This window comes from Paraburkholderia sp. J11-2, assembly GCF_905220185.1.
Lineage (GTDB): Bacteria > Pseudomonadota > Gammaproteobacteria > Burkholderiales > Burkholderiaceae > Paraburkholderia.
This window is the reverse complement of the sequence record NZ_CAJMYY010000007.1, coordinates 279,251-297,565: the sequence shown is the minus strand read 5'-3', so window position 1 is coordinate 297,565 and position 18,315 is coordinate 279,251. Positions and strand designations below refer to the sequence as shown.

At 61.8% G+C, this 18,315-nt stretch carries 17 protein-coding genes; 15 read left to right on the top strand and 2 right to left on the bottom strand.

The genetic code is table 11. The features are described from left to right. The first annotated feature begins 32 nt into the window (after nucleotides 1–32). Nucleotides 33–1,307: an ABC transporter permease gene (locus tag U5A57_RS12740; protein ID WP_321911297.1), complete on the top strand. Its 1,275-nt coding sequence runs from the start codon at nucleotides 33–35 to the stop codon at nucleotides 1,305–1,307. A gap of 67 nt (nucleotides 1,308–1,374) precedes the next feature. Here U5A57_RS12740 and U5A57_RS12735 read toward each other — a convergent pair whose 3' ends face one another. Continuing rightward, nucleotides 1,375–1,668 (bottom strand): BON domain-containing protein, encoded by a 294-nt coding sequence (locus U5A57_RS12735; protein WP_321911295.1) that lies wholly within the window; start codon nucleotides 1,666–1,668, stop codon nucleotides 1,375–1,377. A gap of 825 nt (nucleotides 1,669–2,493) precedes the next feature. Here U5A57_RS12735 and U5A57_RS12730 point away from each other — a divergent pair. The 10 genes from U5A57_RS12730 (at nucleotide 2,494) to U5A57_RS12685 (ending at nucleotide 12,568) form a co-directional block, all read left to right on the top strand. Further along, nucleotides 2,494–3,645: a porin gene (locus tag U5A57_RS12730; RefSeq protein WP_321911294.1), complete on the top strand. Its 1,152-nt coding sequence runs from the start codon at nucleotides 2,494–2,496 to the stop codon at nucleotides 3,643–3,645. A 216-nt stretch (nucleotides 3,646–3,861) separates the two neighbouring features. Beyond that, nucleotides 3,862–4,953, top strand: coding sequence for a LacI family DNA-binding transcriptional regulator (locus tag U5A57_RS12725; RefSeq protein WP_321911292.1), 1,092 nt, complete (start codon nucleotides 3,862–3,864; stop codon nucleotides 4,951–4,953). 186 nt (nucleotides 4,954–5,139) lie between these two features. Then, a complete protein-coding gene (locus U5A57_RS12720; protein ID WP_321911290.1) occupies nucleotides 5,140–6,387 on the top strand; it encodes an ABC transporter substrate-binding protein in 1,248 nt (415 codons plus the stop codon). A gap of 104 nt (nucleotides 6,388–6,491) precedes the next feature. After that, nucleotides 6,492–7,517, top strand: coding sequence for a sugar ABC transporter permease (locus U5A57_RS12715; protein ID WP_321911288.1), 1,026 nt, complete (start codon nucleotides 6,492–6,494; stop codon nucleotides 7,515–7,517). Beyond that, the gene (locus tag U5A57_RS12710) at nucleotides 7,514–8,344 is read left to right on the top strand and encodes a carbohydrate ABC transporter permease (protein WP_321911287.1); all 831 of its coding nucleotides are present in this window, start codon (nucleotides 7,514–7,516) and stop codon (nucleotides 8,342–8,344) included. Before U5A57_RS12715 ends, U5A57_RS12710 begins: the two co-directional genes overlap by 4 nt. A gap of 67 nt (nucleotides 8,345–8,411) precedes the next feature. Then, the gene (locus U5A57_RS12705; RefSeq protein ID WP_321911284.1) at nucleotides 8,412–9,749 is read left to right on the top strand and encodes a GH1 family beta-glucosidase; all 1,338 of its coding nucleotides are present in this window, start codon (nucleotides 8,412–8,414) and stop codon (nucleotides 9,747–9,749) included. 98 nt (nucleotides 9,750–9,847) lie between these two features. Then, a complete protein-coding gene (locus U5A57_RS12700) occupies nucleotides 9,848–10,978 on the top strand; it encodes a sn-glycerol-3-phosphate ABC transporter ATP-binding protein UgpC (protein ID WP_321911282.1) in 1,131 nt (376 codons plus the stop codon). Between the two features lie 35 nt (nucleotides 10,979–11,013). Then, nucleotides 11,014–11,256: a hypothetical protein gene (locus U5A57_RS12695; protein WP_321911280.1), complete on the top strand. Its 243-nt coding sequence runs from the start codon at nucleotides 11,014–11,016 to the stop codon at nucleotides 11,254–11,256. Between the two features lie 692 nt (nucleotides 11,257–11,948). Continuing rightward, nucleotides 11,949–12,179 (top strand): type II toxin-antitoxin system Phd/YefM family antitoxin, encoded by a 231-nt coding sequence (locus U5A57_RS12690; RefSeq protein WP_069262207.1) that lies wholly within the window; start codon nucleotides 11,949–11,951, stop codon nucleotides 12,177–12,179. Then, on the top strand, nucleotides 12,179–12,568 hold the full coding sequence (locus tag U5A57_RS12685; protein WP_042267575.1) for a type II toxin-antitoxin system VapC family toxin: 390 nt from the start codon (nucleotides 12,179–12,181) through the stop codon (nucleotides 12,566–12,568). The genes U5A57_RS12690 and U5A57_RS12685 overlap by 1 nt, the downstream gene beginning before the upstream one ends. Here U5A57_RS12685 and U5A57_RS12680 read toward each other — a convergent pair. Then, complete coding sequence (locus U5A57_RS12680; RefSeq protein ID WP_321911278.1) at nucleotides 12,547–13,596, bottom strand: LacI family DNA-binding transcriptional regulator; 1,050 nt, start codon at nucleotides 13,594–13,596, stop codon at nucleotides 12,547–12,549. The genes U5A57_RS12685 and U5A57_RS12680 overlap by 22 nt on opposite strands. Nucleotides 13,597–13,909: 313 nt before the next feature. Between U5A57_RS12680 and U5A57_RS12675 the strand changes: the two genes are divergently transcribed. The 4 genes from U5A57_RS12675 (at nucleotide 13,910) to U5A57_RS12660 (ending at nucleotide 18,211) form a co-directional block, all read left to right on the top strand. Then, entirely contained in the window at nucleotides 13,910–15,205 is a 1,296-nt protein-coding gene (locus U5A57_RS12675; RefSeq protein ID WP_321911276.1) for an extracellular solute-binding protein, read from the top strand. An 89-nt stretch (nucleotides 15,206–15,294) separates the two neighbouring features. Next, nucleotides 15,295–16,212 (top strand): sugar ABC transporter permease, encoded by a 918-nt coding sequence (locus U5A57_RS12670; protein ID WP_321911275.1) that lies wholly within the window; start codon nucleotides 15,295–15,297, stop codon nucleotides 16,210–16,212. A gap of 3 nt (nucleotides 16,213–16,215) precedes the next feature. Next, nucleotides 16,216–17,046, top strand: coding sequence for a carbohydrate ABC transporter permease (locus tag U5A57_RS12665; protein WP_321911273.1), 831 nt, complete (start codon nucleotides 16,216–16,218; stop codon nucleotides 17,044–17,046). 34 nt (nucleotides 17,047–17,080) lie between these two features. Further along, nucleotides 17,081–18,211, top strand: a complete 1,131-nt coding sequence (locus U5A57_RS12660; protein ID WP_321911271.1) for a sn-glycerol-3-phosphate ABC transporter ATP-binding protein UgpC — start codon at nucleotides 17,081–17,083, stop codon at nucleotides 18,209–18,211. Nucleotides 18,212–18,315 lie beyond the last annotated feature (104 nt).

The following is an 18,315-nucleotide window of genomic DNA, read 5'->3' as shown; positions in this document are numbered from 1 at the left end:
GCGCCTGAATTGCTCCTGACTGGAGGCTGACCATGCAGCACGTGCAGGACCATGTCGCCGAGCCGGATGCGCCAACGCGCAGGCGTCAACTGAGCACGCTCATGACGCACCTGAAGTACTACCTGGGGCTGATCTTGCTGCTCGTGGTGGGCGCATTCACCTCGCCTCACTCGAGCGATGGCAGCAACATCTTTCTTTCCAGCGCGAACATCTCCGATGTGTTTCGCGAGGTCGCGAACGTCGGCGTGATGTCGATCGGCATGACGCTCGTGATCATCACCGCGGGCATCGACCTTTCCGTCGGGGCGATCATGGGACTCGGCAGCGTGCTGACCGCGATGCTCCTCACCACGCAAGGATGGAGCCGCGCGACTTACGCGTCGCTCGTGCTCAACGCCATTGCCGTGTTTTCGATCGTATGGATCGTGCTAGGTGCATGGCGCAGGCGGCAACGCGTAGCAGGCGCGCATACCGGAGCCGCACGCGCGGTGCGCGGCGGCGTTGCGCTGCTGTGCGCGGCGCTGGCGTGCCTGTATATCGCGTTGCACGCGGCGCACCGCATGCCGCTTGCAGGCGTGCTCTGGATCGTGCCGCTTGCGGGCTTCACGGTGGGCAGCATCAACGGATGGATCATCACGCGCGGGCGCATGCAGCCGTTCATCGTCACGCTGGCGGCCATGGTCGGCGTACTTGGGGCCGCGCGGCTGATCGCCGGACAGGACACTGCCGTTTATTCGATTTACAGCGGAACGAATGCCACGGCGGATATCGAGAACCTGCGAGCGCTGCTGTTTAATCTGATTCCGGTACCCGCCCTTTTCTTTCTCGTGATCGCGTTGGTTTTCGGTTTCGTGATGAATCGCACCGTGTTCGGAAAATATCTGTACGCAATCGGCGGAAACGAAAAATGCGCCGTGGTTTCAGGGCTCGATGTCAAGCGCTACAAGATGATGGCCTACGCCATTTCCGGCCTGCTCTCGGCGCTGGTTGGCGTGCTCTATGCGGCGCAGTACCGTCAGGGGAAGGCCGATGCCGGGACCGGCTGGGAACTCGATGCGATTGCGGCCGTGGTGATTGGCGGGACGAGTCTTTCCGGCGGCGTTGGACGCATATCGGGCACGGTGGCCGGCGTGCTCATATTCGGCTTTCTTGGCAATATTCTGTTGCTCAACGATATCGACAGCAATACCCAGCTGGTCCTCAAAGGCCTGATCATCGTGATTGCCGTGTTTTTGCAGCAGACCGACTATGGGCGCGGCGGCTGGTTCAAGCGGATCAAACGCGGTGTTACGCGGCACGATCAATAAATAAAACGCCGTGCGTGGACGATACGGGTCGCGTCCGCGCGCGGCGTTCCATTCACTCTCACCGGCTTCAGCGTCCGCGCGCAAGCCAACTGTCCACCGATTGCACACCGGGGACGGCCGCCGCAGTGCGTTCGGCCAGCGCGACCTGTTCGTGTTCCGGCACAAATCCGAGCAGCGTGACCGTATTGCCTCTGGCAAAAACAAATACATGAGAATTGCTCACGCCGTTGCGCGCGAGACTGACCCGGACGTCGTGTGCGAGTTGCGGGTTGCTTGCTCCGGAATCGGTTTGAGCCTGAACGGCTGGCACGATGGCGCTGGAAATCAGTAATGCGAGCGTGGAAGTGATGATGGCTTTCACGATACCTCCTTGCAGTGTGGCAGAAGTGCCGGTCAATTCCGGCAGCAAGCCTTCCGGCCCGCTTCAACGCAGGGCCGCGGAAGTCAGAGGGCAAGCCGCCTCGCGCAGCACGGTGAAAGCCGCAACGGCGCGTCGAGGGCTTTGCCCGGCGAAAGTGACGCTGGTGCGTGCTGGTGCATTGCGTTCGGACGGGACGTCGCGCGCGCGACGTGGCGGGGAACAGCGGGAGTCGAGGCGCAGAGTGTTGCGTGGCGCGATCGTGTGAAACCGGAAAGCCCGCGGGATTCATACGCAGTCCCGCGCTGAGCGTGCTTACCGGCAAATCTCAACTCGTTGCCCGGCAGGGTATACCTTGATCATAGTCGCTATCGCCCACGCGTGCTGGTGACAGCGCTGTCAACCCCCAACCGGAAAGCTGAAGGCGCAACGGGCAAGAATTTTCATTTCGTCGTTGCAACTTCACAACATCGAAGCGCGGCGTTTGAAAGCGCTGTCAAGCGCAATTTGGCCGCTGTAGCACGGGTGTTCGGAACATTTCCCACGCCGCGCATATTTTCCCTCACGACCACAAACGGATTTGGGAGGCTTGTGACCATAACGGAATGGTCATAAAGCAGGGGCCTACTCCGGGACCTGGCGGCGTGCAACTGTTATCGGTAACAGCGTTTTCCCTAACCTGCCGGTTCGATACACGGAGCAGGGGCGTCCCTATAATCGCCTCGAAATGTGATTCGGGACATTTCAGTGAGGCAGCCTGGTAGGTAACGTGTAGAGCGCACGCGACCTGCGCGGTTTGGAGACGCCAAAATATATATAGGATACCTAATGAAAAAGAAGCTTATTGCTTTGTCGGTGATGGCAGCTGCAACGACGATGGCGCACGCGCAGAGCAGCGTCACCCTGTATGGCCGTATCGACAACGGCGTGCAGTATGAGACCGGCCTGCCGGGCGGTAACAAGTTCTCGGCGCAGAGCGGCGACTGGGGTTGCTCCTGGTTCGGCCTGCTCGGTTCGGAAGATCTCGGCGGCGGCACGAAGACGGTCTTCCAGCTGGAAGGCCAGCTCAATACGATGACGGGCGCTTCGGCGGGCAACCTGTTCGGCCGTCATGCCACGGTGGGCTTGACCAACGACCGCTTCGGTCTGTTCAAGATCGGTAACCTCGGCGCCGGCGAACTCTCGCAGGACAGCTGGGGCGCTGACCCGCAGTTGATGCAGCGTTACGCCATCTCGACGCTGGTGCGCGGTCGTAACTGGGCGAGCACGAGCAACGGCGCGGAATATGACTCGCCTACGCTGTTCGGCGGCCTCGTGTTCAAGGGCCAGTATTCGCTGACCAACAACACGAGCTGGAACTCGGCGCCTGTCAACGCGCAAGGTGTGCCGACCGGCCAGGGCCGTACGAACGCGGTTGAAGGCATCTACACGTGGGGCAGCGGCGACTTCCGCGTGATCTATGACGAAGTCCGCGGTGCAAACGGCTCGTTCAACAACGTGTATTCGGCTTCGCGCTCGATTCTCGTTGGCGGCACGTATGTGCTTGGTCCTGTCAAGCTGTATGCGGGCTACCAGCACTTGAGCGCACCGGACGCCACCGACGCAAGCATGGGCGTGACCGGCACGCAGCCGGCTGGCGTGAGCGCACCGACGGCGGTGAATCACGAGTGGATCGGCGCTGGCTGGCAGGTGAACGACGCTTCGGCGATCACGGCTGCCGTGTTCCACGCGAACGCGAACAACGGCAACGGCAACGCCACGCTGTTCACGCTCGGCACGACGTACAACCTGTCGAAGCGCACGTTCCTGTACGCGGAAGCCGGCTACGTGCACAACAGCTCGACGTCGAACATCAACCTCGGCAACGGTCCGTACGGCAACAACAACTTCGACGCGGCGACGGGCACGTCGTCGAACGACAACCCGAACTACGGTCACAGCCAGACCGGTGTGTTCGCGGGCATCATGCACATGTTCTGATTTGAGTTTGTTTGACCTGTAGTTGTTGTGATCTCTTTGTGTCAGGTATTGCTTAATTCTCTCTCTAGAGAGGCCGGTGCGATCTCTCCTCCACCCTGGTCGCACCGGCTGCTTTTTCTGTGGTTTGTCGTTTCACTTAGTCAATTCGAATTCGTATCGGGAATCGCTTTTTTCAGTATTTGAAAGCGCTTTCATGGAAATGTTCAGGCGGAACTCATGACCGACGGCACCAACGAAACACCCGGCGCGCCCAGTGTCCCTGGTGGTCCAACTGCGGGCCCGAACGTGACGCTGGAAGAAATTGCGCGCGCAGCCGGCGTGTCTCCGAGCACGGTGTCGCGCATCCTGAACGGTACCGCACGCGTGCTTCCCGAAAAGCAGCGAGCCGTGGAAGAGGCCATCGCGCGGTTCAACTATCGGCCAAACGTGCTGGCGCGCAGTCTTGCGAGCGGCCGGACCGAAACCATCGGCGTATTGACGCAGGCCGTGTCGAGTCCGTTTTACGCCGAGTGGCTGCGCGGAATTGAAGAGGCGCTTGCCGAACCGGGCTTCACGCCGATTTTCGTGAGCAGCCGCTGGAATGTCGTCGACGAAAAGGCGCGCCTCGAAGAATTCATCGCGCGCCGCGTGGACGGCATCATTCTGCTGCACGCACAACTCGACGAGCCAACGCTCACCGAATATTCGCGCTACGCACCCATGCTCGTGCTGGGGCGCTCGGTGCAAAACGGCCTGGCGCTGGCAGGCCTGCCGATCGACAACCTGCAGGGCGCGCGCGACGCGACGCGGCATTTGATCGAGCAGGGCCACCGCGAAATCGCATTCATTGCCGGCCCGAGCAATCACGAGGACGCGATCGAGCGTCTCGACGGCTACCGCAGCGCGCTGGAAGAAGCGGGCATCGGTTTCGACGCCGATCTGGTCGAGCAGGGCGATTACCTCGAAACCGGCGGTGTCGCGGCGATGGAGCGGCTGCTGACGCGCCGGCCTTCGCTGAGTGCGGTGTTCTGTGCGAACGACCAGACCGCGTATGGCGCGCGTCTGACGATGTTTCGCCGCGGCGTGCGCGTGCCCGAGGACGTATCGCTGGTCGGCTTCGACGATCTGCCGACCTCCTCATATATGACGCCGCCTTTGACGACGGTCAGGCAGCCGACCTATGAAATCGGCCGGCTCGCGGCGCAAGGCATCGTGCAGATGATCCGCAAGCAGCCGGTGGCACTGAGCCCGATTCCGCTCACGCTGGTCACGCGCGAAACGACGCGTCGGATCGGACCTTCGTTGAGCGGGGGGGATGCACGTGCGTGAAGGCTGTGCCCACGTGTGAGTCCTTGGTGGGCCGTTTTTTTAGTTTTGCCGTGAAAGCGCTTTCAAACATCAGAGCGCGGCAAGCATGTCGTTAAGCATGACGAATCAATACAACAGGGGAAGTAGTTCGTAGCAGCAGGGGAGCATTTGAACGTCACTCACAAACGTTTCATCAGGAGACATGTAATGAATTTCCGTTTTTCAGGCACTGCCGCCGCCGTTTTGCTGAGCCTCGCTACCGTGGCCGCGCATGCCAACACCACGCTGACTGTCGCGGTGTTTCCGAAGCTCGACCAGGAAATCAAGGACGCGATTCCTGCGTGGAAGAAACTGCATCCGGACGTCGACATCAAGGTGTCGTCGCTCGCGATCGGCGACCACCACAACGCCATGACAACCGCGCTTGCGACCAGCTCGGACCTGCCCGACGTGATGGCCGTGGAAGTCGGCTTCATCGGCCGGTTCGCTGCGGGCGGCGGTCTCGAAGATCTGGCCAAGCCGCCTTATAGCGCGGGCCAGTACAAGAGCCAGTTCATCAACTACACGTTCGCGCAGGCCACCACGCAGGACGGCCAGATTGTCGGCATGCCGGGCGATATCGGCCCGGGCACGCTGTTCTACCGCAAGGACATTCTCGACAAGGCGGGTGTGACCGAAGCCGACCTGACGAAGTCGTGGGACTCGTATCTCGCGGCCGGCCAGAAGATCAAGAAGGCGACGGGCGCGTACCTGATGGCGTCGTCGCGCGATATCGAAGACATCTATATTCGCGCCGACCTGAAGGAAGGCGACGGCGTGTACTTCGACAAGGCCGGCAATCCGGTCGTGACGTCGCCGCGTTTCGTGAAGGCGTTCGAGCTTGCGAAGAAGGCGCGCGATCTCGGCCTCGACGCGAAGATCACGCCGTGGTCGAACGAATGGGCCGAAAGCTTCAAGCGCGGCACGGTGGCGACGCAAATGATGGGCGCATGGCTTGGCGGCCACCTCTCGTCGTGGATCGCACCGGACACGAAGGGTCTCTGGCGCGCGACGAATCTGCCTGGCGGCGCTTATGCATCATTTGGCGGCACGTTCTGGTCGATCCCGGTGAAGGCCACGCAAAAGCAACTGTCGTGGGAATTCATCAAGTTCCTGACGACGCGCACGGACGAGCAGCTCGCTTCGTTCCGCTCGATCGACGCCTTTCCGGCGCTGCTTTCCGCTCAGCACGACGACTTCTTCGCGCAGCCCGTGGCGTTCCTCGGCAACGAGCAAGCTCGCCTGATCTGGCGTGATGCCGCCGCGCATATCCCGGCGATCCAGCGCAGCAAGTATGACCAGGTTGCCGAAGAGGCGGTCCACTCGGCGCTCGACAAGGTGGTCGACAGCAACGAGGACATCCACCAGGCACTGCAGGAAGCACAGGCTGATATCACGCATCGTGTCCGCCGTTAAGCGGTTTTGATGAAACGGCGCGGCGCTACGCCGCGCTCTGAAGCCCGCTGCAACAGCGTGGCCGCCCACCTGGGCTGGCCACGCACGAATGGACGGAACTATTGATGAACTCTCCTCTGCCCACAACTGAACAGGTTTCCCGCGAAGGGCTCGCGCGCGACACGCTCGCGCCGCTCACCCACGCTCGCGCAAAGCTGCGGCTCAATCCGGTCAAGATTGCGCCGTACCTGTTTCTCGCGCCGTTTTTCGTGCTGTTTGCGGTGTTCCTGGCCTTTCCGCTGCTGTTTTCGCTGTATCTCTCGTTCCAGAGCTGGGACGCGACGGCGGGACTGGCGAGCATGAAGTGGGTGGGCCTGTCGAACTTCACGTTCACGCTGACTGACCCGTGGTACTGGAAATCGCTCTACAACACGGCCTCGATGGCGGTCATGTCCGGCGCGCCGCAGCACCTCATTGCGCTGCCGCTGGCGTTCTTTCTGCAAACCGCGTTCCGCCGCTGGCGCAATTTCGTGGTTGGGCTGTACTTTCTGCCCTTCATCACGTCGAGCGTGGCGATCGCGCTGATTTTCTCGTCGCTGTATTCGACCGACTTCGGCATGATCAACCTCGCCATTGCCGAAATCGGCAAGATCCCGGGGCTGCACTGGATCGTGCCTTCGAAACCGATCGAGTGGCTGTACAACCCGGCCAATGTGAAACCGGCGGTCTCCGTTGTCGTGTTCTGGCGCTATGTGGGCTGGAATACGGTGCTGTATCTGTCTGCACTGCAGACCATTCCGAAGGACATTTACGAAGCGGCGCGCATTGACGGCGCGAACGGCTGGCAACAGTTCACGCGCATCACGATCCCGCTTCTGAAGCCGATGATTTTCTTTGCGGTCACGCTTTCGATCATCGGCGGGCTGCAACTGTTCGAAGAGCCGTTCATCCTGCTCCCGAATGACGGCATGGGGACGAGCCAGTCCGGCCTGACCACGGCGGTCTACATGTATCGCACGGCATTCCACGACGGCGACTTCGGCACGGCCAGTTCGATTGCGTGGCTGCTCTTTATCACGATCTCCGCGCTGATGTGGCTCAACACGCGCATTTTCCACCGCAGCGGCATGAAAGAGGAGGCACAGCGATGAAACTGTCCAACAACAAGGCACGTTACACCGGTTATGCCGTCGTGCTGGCGGGCGCGGTGCTGATGTTCTCGCCGTTCTGGTTCATGTTCGTCTTCGCCACGCACACGAGCTCCGAGATTTTCTCGATGCCGCCGCCGCTCTGGTTCGGCAACGCGTTTCTCGACAACATGGCCTCGCTCATGCGGCACATTCCGTTCTGGCGCAATCTGGGCTGGAGCTTCTACACGGCCACGATTCAGACCTTGCTGACGTTGCTCGTCACGTCGATGGCCGGTTACGCGTTCGCGATGTACGAGTTCCGCTTCAAGAAGACGCTCTTTGCCGTTGCGCTCACGGCCATGCTGGTGCCGCCGTTTCTCAGCATGATTCCGACCTTCATGACGATGAACCTGCTCGGCTGGATCAATCAGCCGCGCGCGCTGTATGTGCCAGGCGCTGCCGCCGCGCTCGGCGTGTTCCTCATGCGCCAGTACATCGCGTCGGCGATTCCGTCCGACCTGATCGAGGCGGCGCGCATCGACGGCTGCGGCGAGTTCCGCATTTACTGGAGCATCGTGCTGCCGCTGCTCGGGCCCGCACTGGGCACGCTCGGGCTCATCAGCTTCATTCAGGCCTGGAATAACTTTCTCTCGGCACTGGTCGTGCTGCGTTCGCCTTCGATGTACACGCTGCCCCTCGCGCTGCGCATTCTGCAAAGCCCGACCAACTCGGACTGGGGCGCGGTCATGGCGGGGTCCGCGGTGGCGGTGGTGCCGTTGCTCGTGCTGTTCGCCTTCACCTCGCGGCGTTTGATCGACGGTTTGACGACCGGCGCGGTCAAAGCCTGAGTTTCACACTTTCATTTCAAGCAAGTTCGCCGAAAAGCGAACACGACTAATCAGGATACCTATCGTTATGTCGACGTTTCGATTCAAGGAAGACTTCGTTTGGGGCGTGGCCACCAGCTCGTATCAGATCGAAGGCGCAGCACGTGAAGACGGCCGTGGCGAGTCGATCTGGGACACGTTCTGCCGCGTGCCCGGCAAGGTCGTGAAAGGCGAAAGCGGCGACGTGGCCTGCGATCACTACCATCGTTTCGAAGAAGACCTCGATCTGATGGCGCAAATGGGCGTCAATGCTTACCGTTTTTCGATTGCATGGCCGCGTGTGCAGCCGGACGGCCGCGGCGCCTACAACGACAAGGGCCTCGCGTTCTACGAGCGTCTGGTCGACGGTTTGCTCGAGCGCGGAATTCAACCGTTCGCCACGCTCTATCATTGGGACTTGCCGCAAGCGCTGCAGACGGCGCAAAACGGCTGGGAAAGCCGCGACACGGCGTATCGTTTTGCCGACTACGCACGCAAGATCGGCAGCGTGCTGGGCGACCGGGTTGCTTCGATCGCCACGCACAACGAGCCGTGGTGTACCGCATGGCTCGGCAATGCAACGGGCTACTTCGCACCGGGCAACGCCGACCTGAAGAAAGCGGCTCACGTGGCGCATCATCTGCTGCTTTCGCACGGCCTGGCGGTTCAGGCCATGCGTGCCGACGGCGTGAAGGCGCCGCTTGGCATCGTGCTCAACCAGTCGCCGGCACACGGCGCGACCGACGCGCCAGAAGATATTGCCGCCGCATCACTCGAATACGCGAAGTTCGTGCGCTGGTACATGGACCCGATCTTCAAGGGCGAATATCCGGCCGAAGCGTTGAACTGGTATGGCGCAAACGGCCCGCAGGAGGTCATTCGCGAAGGCGATTTCGACATCATCGGCGCGCCGCTCGACTTCCTCGGCATCAACTATTACACGCGTATTTTCGCGAGCGCTTCGGGCGACAAGCGTCCTCCGGGCGTGCACGGTTTCACGGACATGGACTGGGAAGTCTATCCGGAAGGTCTGACCGAGCTGCTCACGAAGCTCAATGCCGAGTACAAGCTGCCGCCGATTTTCATCACCGAGAACGGCTGCGCGGCGAAAGACGTGCTCGAAAACGGCCGCGTTCAGGACACCGACCGCATCCGTTTCCTCGATCTGCACCTGGCTGCGCTGTCCGATGCCGCGCAACAAGGCGTGGACGTGGCCGGCTATTTCGCATGGAGCATGCTGGACAACTTCGAATGGGCGTGCGGCTACGACAAGCGCTTCGGTATGGTGTACGTCGACTACGAGACCCAGAAGCGCACGCTGAAGGACAGCGCGCACTGGTATAGCGAGGCCATCGCGGAGCATGCGGCCGCCGAGGCAGCCCGCTAACGCGGGCCCAGAGAACAGCACCGTAACCCGCGCGACAGAGGACGAGACGCCGATATCGCGCGGGACGGCAAGGCAAGAGCACTAAGGAGGACGTAACAATGGGCGAACTCGTATTGCGCAACGTCGTGAAGACGTACGGTGAAGGTCCGCAGATCATTCAGGGCATCGATCTGCATATTCCGGACGGGCAGTTCACGGTATTCGTCGGACCTTCGGGTTGCGGGAAGTCGACCATGCTGCGCATGATCGCCGGGCTCGAGGAAGTGAGCGGCGGCGACATTCTGATCGACGGCGTGCGCGTGAACGATCTGCAGCCGGTTGACCGCGGCGTGTCGATGGTGTTTCAGAGCTATGCGCTCTATCCGCATATGACGGTGGCGGAGAACATGGGATTTTCGCTCAAGCTCTCGGGCAAATCGAAGCGCGAAGTGCGCGAAGTCGTGGGCCGTGCCGCGGAAATCCTGCAGATCACGCACCTGCTCGATCGCAAGCCCAAGGCGCTCTCGGGCGGCCAGCGGCAGCGCGTTGCGATTGGCCGCGCGATCGTGCGCAAGCCGCGCGTGTTTCTGTTCGACGAACCGCTGTCGAATCTCGATGCGGCGCTGCGCGTGCAGATGCGCATCGAACTGGCGAAGCTGCACCGTGAGCTGGGCACGACGATGATCTACGTGACGCACGATCAGGTCGAGGCGATGACGCTCGGCGAGCAGATCGTGGTCTTCAACAAGGGCAACATCGAACAGACGGGCGCGCCGCTCGATCTGTATGACCGGCCCGCGAACCGCTTTGTCGGCGGCTTTATCGGCTCGCCGCAAATGAACATGCTGAACGCCACGGTGGTGTCGCAAAACGGCGTGCAAACCGTCCTCGCGCTCGCGGGTGCGAGCCATCGCATCGCGCTGTCGGGTCGGCCGGACCGTGCGCTCAATGGCGAATTGACCTTGGGCGTGCGTGCCGAACACCTGAGCATCGGCCTCGCGGACGAAGGCATCGCCGCCCGCGTCGAGCTGGTCGAGCATCTGGGCGACGTGTCGATCCTGCACGCGCGTCTGGACGGCATGGCGCACGCCATTGCGCTCAAGCTCGACAAGAAGGACGCGCAGTACGAGCCGGGCGCCCGCGTGGGCATCAAGGTGGCGTCGTCCGCGGTCACGCTGTTCGACGCGAGCGGCGCGGCGGTGGCGTTCGAGCGCCCCGAAGTGGGAGAGAACGTTCAAGCCGTCGTTTGATGTGCGCGATGGCGAACGCGATGGAGACGAGTGCAATGGCGAACAAAGGGTCGAAGGGCGATTTCGAGTCGGTTGCGAGAGCGCCGGCCGGCCCAGTTGCGCCGCCTGCTGATCCACCCGAGGCGACGGACCGGGAGCGCGAGCCGCCGCGCGAGCGCCCGGACGCGCCGGCGCGCCCCGAGAAAAGGCGCGAACCGCTGCATGCGTTCATCGTCCATTTCGATGCGGAGCCTTCGTCGAAGCCGCCGCGGCCGGATTCTCCGGACCAGCCAACATGACGATATCGGGACAGGGATGATTACGAGTGTCGCGAATGGGCGTTACGACTTTTATTACCGCCCGTTTAACGTTAGCCGGAACGGTACTTTTTTGCAGTACGCTTTGGCGAACTCGCCAGGCGCTTTTCCCTTGCTGGGCCGGGATCTGGCGGGGTTTACGCGCACGCTGCCGTATTTCACCGAGCCCAGGTAAACCACGCATGGCGGTGCCAGAACGGTGGATTTAACATCGATTAACGTTAAGGGTAACGTTATTATGTTTCTGCTTAATCGACGGTCTGCAACAAGGGCAATCCTCTCCCCCAACGCTCCGCTTCCCTGCGGCAGCGTCCGTACGGCCAGGCGAGGCGTACACCGCCATTCGCACCTGGCCGCCGGCAAGCAACACACGGTGTTGTCTTGCCTCGCGGGTCGCTCGATCACAACTCGGGCTGCCTGACGGGTACTCACAGACATATCGATTATATGAAAGCGCAAGGGCTGCCGGGGCGTATTCGTGCAAAAGATGTTACCGGTAAAAACCCGCAGTTCGTCTGTGCGGGGTGCGCCGGCGCCAGGGCGTAGTTCAGGCAGTCAACCGAAGTGCAAGGCCGATAAAGAGCCATTGGGGAACGAAGCGCAGGTATTCGATTGCGCACGCAACAACCCGATGCAATAACAATCCGATTGAATTTTGATGGGTGGAGAACGTCATGGAAAAGCGAGTATCGAAAGCCATTTTCAAGTCCCGGGCCTGCGAGCTGTTCCGCCAGGTCGAAACGCTGGGCGAAACCGTCGTCGTGACGGACCGGGGACAACCTACCATTGAAATCCGGCCCTATCGCAGCAAGACGGAGAATCCGCTCGAACTGCTGCGTGCGTCGATCACGCATTTCAACCTCAAGCACGCGCTAGCACCGGTTCCCGCCGAGCAGGAAGAGTAATGATCACGCTCGACACGCTTGCGCTCGTGTGCTGGCTCGGCAGGCAGAAAGCGTTGAGCCAGGCCGCGCACGATGCGATCGACCGTGAACTCGCGGGCGGCGAGATTCTCATCTCGGCAATCAGCGCGCTCGAAATTGCGGAGTTCGTGAAGGCCGGCAGCCTTGGGCTCACGATGGACGCCCGGAGTTGGCTCTCCACGTTTCTGAAGCTGGATGGCGTGCGCCTGATTCCGGTCGATTCCGAAATTGCGTTCCGCGCGGCGACGCTGCCGCCCGCGCTGACTTCGCATCAGAGGCTGATCGTCGCGACCGCGCGCACGCATGGCGGCGCGCTCGTGACCTCCGATGCGAAGGTGCGTGCGTCGACTTACGTCGAAACGATCTGGTGACGCGAGCGGCGGTGCCGCGTCCTGGCCGGGCCGGTCGAGTCGCGCACCACCAGCTCCGCGGGCAGCGTGATGCGCTGCGAAGCGGCGTCGATGCCGGCGATCTGCGCGAGCAGCGTATTGACCGCCGAGCGCGCCATTTGCTGGAACGGCTGGCGAATCGTAGTGAGTGCGGGATGAAACTGCTCGGACATGGGAATGTCGTCGAAGCCGATCACGGAAATGTCGTCGGGCACGCGCAGGCCCGCTTCCCTGACCGCGGCGATCACGCCGAACGCGCTCTGGTCGTTGGCCGTGAAGATCGCGGTGGGCGGATCGGAAAGATTGAGCAGGTCGAAGGTGACGTCGAACGCCATCATTTGCGAGAGATCGCCTGCGGCAACCAGCGCGTCTTCGCGCGGCAAGCCGAGCTTGGCGAGCGTGTCGCGATAGCCGCGTTGACGGTCGCGCACACCCTCGATGGTTTCGTCGCCGGCAAGGAAGGCAATGCGCTTGTGACCGAGTTCCGCGAGATGTTCGACCGCGAGACAGGCGCCGCCGTAGTTGTCGACGGAGACCGAAGGAAAGCCCGTGAGCGTGCCGCGCTGATCGACCACCACCACTGGCACTTTGGCCGTGGCGAGCGCTTCGAGGCAGAGCGATTCGCGCGGCAGGATGGCGAGAATGCCGTCCGAAAACTGTTGAATCAACCCAAGCAGGTCGTGATGCGTATGGCGGTCTTCGTCGAACACGGTGTACACGAGCATTTCCATGCCCGCGCCGCGTGCCGCGCGGCCCGCGCCGAGCACCAGTTCGCTCGAGAACTGCGTGTCGAGCGTGGGTGTGATGATGCCGATGATGCCGTTGCGCCCGCCGGAGAGTTTCTGCGCGGTCCGGTTCACGACATAGCCGATATCGGAAGCGATTCTCAGCACTTCGTCGCGCGTTTCGCGCGACACGCCCGGGCGTCCGTTGAGCGCGCGCGACGCGGTCATCTGCGACACCCCGGCCAGCTTGGCGACGTGCTCAAGCGTGGGAGTTTGCCTTGCCATGCGTGGTGTGGGCTTACGAGAGGTCATGTCTGCGAAGACTCGCTCGTGACTCGCTGGTTACTCCGCGGGTTAGGCGCTGGTCACGTTAGCGATACCGTTTATGTGCTGGCTATTCTATCAGATGCGCAGTTTTTCAAATGTCCACGTGTACGCAAACCTTGCGCGGGGCGCAAGCTCACGCCGGGGGCTCACCAGGAAAATCCCGCATAGCCGGAGTTCACGTCTCGGCTTAACATCCACTAACGTTAAGGCTAACGTTAAATCCTCAGGTAACACAGGTAGCTCTCAAAATTCCATAAGAGGGGACACAAACATGGCGTACCCAGGTTTCTCCAAGGCGCGGGCGGTAGCCGGCGCCACGGCACTGCTGTTCTCGTTGTCTGCAGTCGTTTCGAACGCCGTTGCGGCGGATTCCAAAACCATCACGGTATGGGATCAGCAGACCAATGCGTCGTCGAGCAAGATTATTCGTGACGCGTCGGATCGCTTCGAAAAGTCGGACCCGGGCTACAAGGTCGAAAATTCGCACGTCCTGAACGAGGCCTACAAGACGAAGCTGAAGGTCGCATTCGGCGCGAACCAGCCGCCGTGCGTGTTCGAGAACTGGGGTGGCGGCGGCCTGCAGGAGTATGTGAAGTCCGGCCAGATCGTCGATCTCACGCCGTACCTGAACAAGGACCCGGCGTTCCGCAGCCGCTTCATGCAGTCGTCGTGGAACGTCACGACGTTCGGCGGCAAGACCTACGGTGTGGCAGCCGAAAACGCGGCGGCCGCCGTGATCTTCTACAACAAGGAAGTGTTCAAGAAGTACGGCATCACGCCGCCGAAGACGTGGGATGAGCTGATGCACGTCGTCGATGTGCTGAAGCAGCACAACGTGGCCGCGTTCTCGCTGGCGAACAAGAACAAGTGGACCGGCTCGATGTACTACATGTACCTCGTCGACCGTATCGGCGGTCCGCAAGTCGTGAGCGACGCAATTGCGGGCAAGGGCAAGGGCTTCGAAGATCCGGCGTTCGTCGAAGCCGGCAAGCGCATTCAGGAGCTCGTGAAGGCCGGCGCGTTCGCGCCGGGCATCAACGGTCTCGACTATGACTCGGGTGCTTCGCGCCGCTTGCTGTATACGGGCAAGGCTGCGATGGAACTGATGGGCGCCTGGGAAGCTTCGACGATCGCGAACGAGAATCCGGCGTTCTCGAAGGATCTCGACTTCTTCCCGTTCCCGAGCGTGCCGGGCGGCAAGGGCGATCCGCGCGACCTGATCGGCACGGTGGGCGACGGCTTCCTGAGCATCTCGGCCGAGTGCAAGACGCCGGACGCCGCCTTCAAGCTGATCCAGGCGCTGACCGACGACCAGGCAATGCAGGCACGCGCCTCGGATGACCACAAGCTCCCGCCGGTCAACAACGTCAAGATCGACGATCCGTTCACGCAGCGTTTGCAGCAGCTGCTGGCCGCCGCGCCGAGCGTGCAGCTCTGGTACGACCAGGCACTGCCGCCTGCGCTGGGCGAGCTGCACAAGGACACGACGCAGGCGCTGTTCGGTCTGTCGGTCACGCCTGAGGCGGCTGCGCAGCAAATGGAAGCCGCTTCGAAGAAGGGCGGCTGATCTTTAGGGCCTGTTATCAATGTGAACAGGCCCTAACACTCAAGAAAAGTCCGGCTGGCGCCGCGAGGCGCCGGCCGGCAGACAAGCTCGTGAATATCGCACTTTCCGCTACACCTGAACGCCGGCTGAAGCTATCGTCGCAAACGCTCGTCACGGTTGTGTTTCTGGCGCCGTCGCTGCTGCTGCTGGCCGTGTTCCTGCTTTATCCGCTCGTTTCCAGCCTGCGGCTGTCGCTGCTCGACTGGAATGGCCTTGGCAATACCGCCCGCTATACCGGGCTCGCGAACTGGGTGCGGCTTGCCCACGACACGGTGTTCTGGCAATCGCTCAAGAACAACGTGATTCTCGCGGCCGCCTCGATCGTGATCCAGCTTCCTGTGGCGCTCGCGCTCGCCGTGCTGCTGGAAAAGGCCGGCCGTGGCTCGCGCGTGCTCAAGGTGCTCTATTTCCTGCCGCTGCTCATGTCGAGCGTAGCGATCGGCGTGCTGTTCAAGCAGATCTACGATCCGAATTTCGGACCGCTGAACGTCGCGCTGCAGGCCTTCGGCCTGGATGGTCTCGCGAAAGACTGGCTGGGCGACCCGCATTTCTCGCTGGGCGCGACGATCGCCGTGATCATCTGGCAGAACGCGCCGTTCTACATGATCCTGTTTCTCGCTGGCCTCTCGTCGATGCCGGCCGAAGTCAACGAAGCCGCGCTGCTCGACGGCGCTTCCGAGTGGACCATTTTCTGGCGCATCAAGCTGCCGCACCTGCAAGGCACGGTGCGCACGGCGGTGATTCTCTCCGTGCTCGGCTCGCTGCGTTACTTCGATCTCGTCTTCGTCATGACCGGCGGCGGCCCCGAAGGCTCGTCCGAGGTGATGGCCACTTACATGTATCGCACGGTGTTCAGTTCGTTCCAGCTCGGCTACGGCAGCACCATCGGCTCGGCGATGTTCCTGATCGTTATCGCGGTGGCGGCGGTGTCGATGTACTTCACCCGTCGCTACGCAACCGAGGTTTGAACCATGAAGAAGAAATTCCGCTTTCCGCGCGTGGGAATTCCACTGCTCGCGCTGATCTGGCTGGCTGTCACGACGATCCCCTTCATTTTCATGGTTGTGTCGAGCTTCAAGAGTCAGGAAGAGACCTTCTCGACGAACGTGTGGGCGCCGCCGGGGCACGTGTTCTTCGGCAACTACGCGGCAGTGCTGCAGGGGCCGTTCTTCACGTATTTCCGCAACAGCGTGTTCACGGTGGGCGTTTCGGTGGCGCTGATCGTCATCATCAGCGCGATGGCCGCCTATGTGTTTGCGCGCATGCGCTTCAAGCTGAACAAGTTGCTCTTCGGTCTCGTGGTCGCGGGCATGATCGTGCCGCTGCATGCCACGCTCGTGCCGATCTATCTGCTCACGCGTAACCTCGGTCTCTACGACACGCCGTTCGCGCTGCTCGGCCCGTATGTGGCCCTCAGTCTGCCGGTGTCGATCTTCATCCTGACCGAGTTCATGCGCCAGATTCCGCGTGAGCTGGAAGAGGCCGCGCAGCTCGACGGTTGCAGCCCGTTCCGCATTTTCTGGCGTATTTTCTTCCCGCTCTCGGGGCCGGGGCTCGCCACTGTGGCGATCTTCAACGGCATTGGTCTCTGGAACGAGTTCATCTTCGCGTACATGCTCACGTCGACGGCCGAGCACCGCACGCTGCCGCTCGCGATCTGGGACTTCATGGGGCAATACGCGTCGAACATACCCTCGATGCTGTCCGTTCTCGTACTCACGTCGTTGCCGCTGATCGTTGCCTACGCATTCGGTCAGGAGCGCGTGATCAAGGGGATGATGGCCGGCTCGCTCAAGGGCTGATTTGCATCGCACACCGAACTTCGCATAAAACGATATGGCAAGCATTTCCCTCAATAACGTACAGAAAGCTTACGCGAGCGGCAACGCGGTGATTCGCGACGCCAACCTCGAGGTCGGCAAGAACGAGTTCTGCGTGTTCCTCGGCCCGTCGGGCTGCGGCAAGTCCACGCTGCTGCGCATGATCGCCGGGCTCGAATCGATCACCGACGGCGAGTTGCGTATCGACGGTCAACGGATGAACGAGGTCGAACCCGCGAAGCGCAAGGTCGCGATGGTATTCCAGAACTACGCGCTCTATCCCCATATGAGCGTGTACGAGAACATGGCATTCGGTCTGCGTCAGGCGAAAATCGACAAGGCCGTGATCGACAAGAAAGTGCGCAGCGCCGCAGCGGCGCTGCAACTCGATACGTATCTCGAACGCCGCCCGGCAGCGCTCTCCGGCGGCCAGCGCCAGCGCGTGGCGATCGGGCGTGCCATTGTGCGCGAGCCGGGCGTGTTCCTGTTCGACGAACCGCTGTCGAACCTCGACGCCGCGCTGCGCGTGCAAACGCGTACCGAAATCGCGCGTCTGCACCGCGAATTCAGCGAAGCGAGCGCCGTGTACGTGACGCACGACCAGGTCGAAGCGATGGCGCTGGCCGATCGTATCGTGCTCATGCAGGCGGGTACGCATATGGAGCGCAACGGCAGCGTTGCACAGGTGGGCGCGCCGCTCGATCTGTATCACCATCCGAAGAGCCGCTTTGTCGCGGGCTTCATCGGCTCGCCGAAGATGAACTTCTTCGCCGGCACCGTGGTGGGCGGCGACGACGGCGGCGTGGTCATCGACCTGGAAAGCGGCGAGCGCGTGCGTGCGCGTGTGGACGGCTCGCGTGCGCGCGCCGGCATGAAGGTGACGCTCGGCGTGCGCCCGGAACACTTGCGCGTGGCTGTTGATCCGCGCAATGAACAAACGTTGGCGAGCCGCGTGAAGCTGGTTGAGCACATGGGCGAGCACAGCTATATCCACGCGACGCAAACGGGCCCGGCTGCGGTGACGCTGATCGCCAAGGTGCCCGGTGACAGCCCGTTGACGCACGATGAAGCGGTCAACCTGGCGCTGCCCCCCGAGGCTTGCCACGTTTTCGACGATCACGACATGGCGCTGCGACGTCTGATCTGAGCGGAGCGCGGCTTTTGCCGCGCGGCTGCGCAACGCCAATTTCAAAAGCACAACTAAGCAGACGGTGAGGAAAAAATCCGTCTGGTGCAATACCAGGGAGTCAA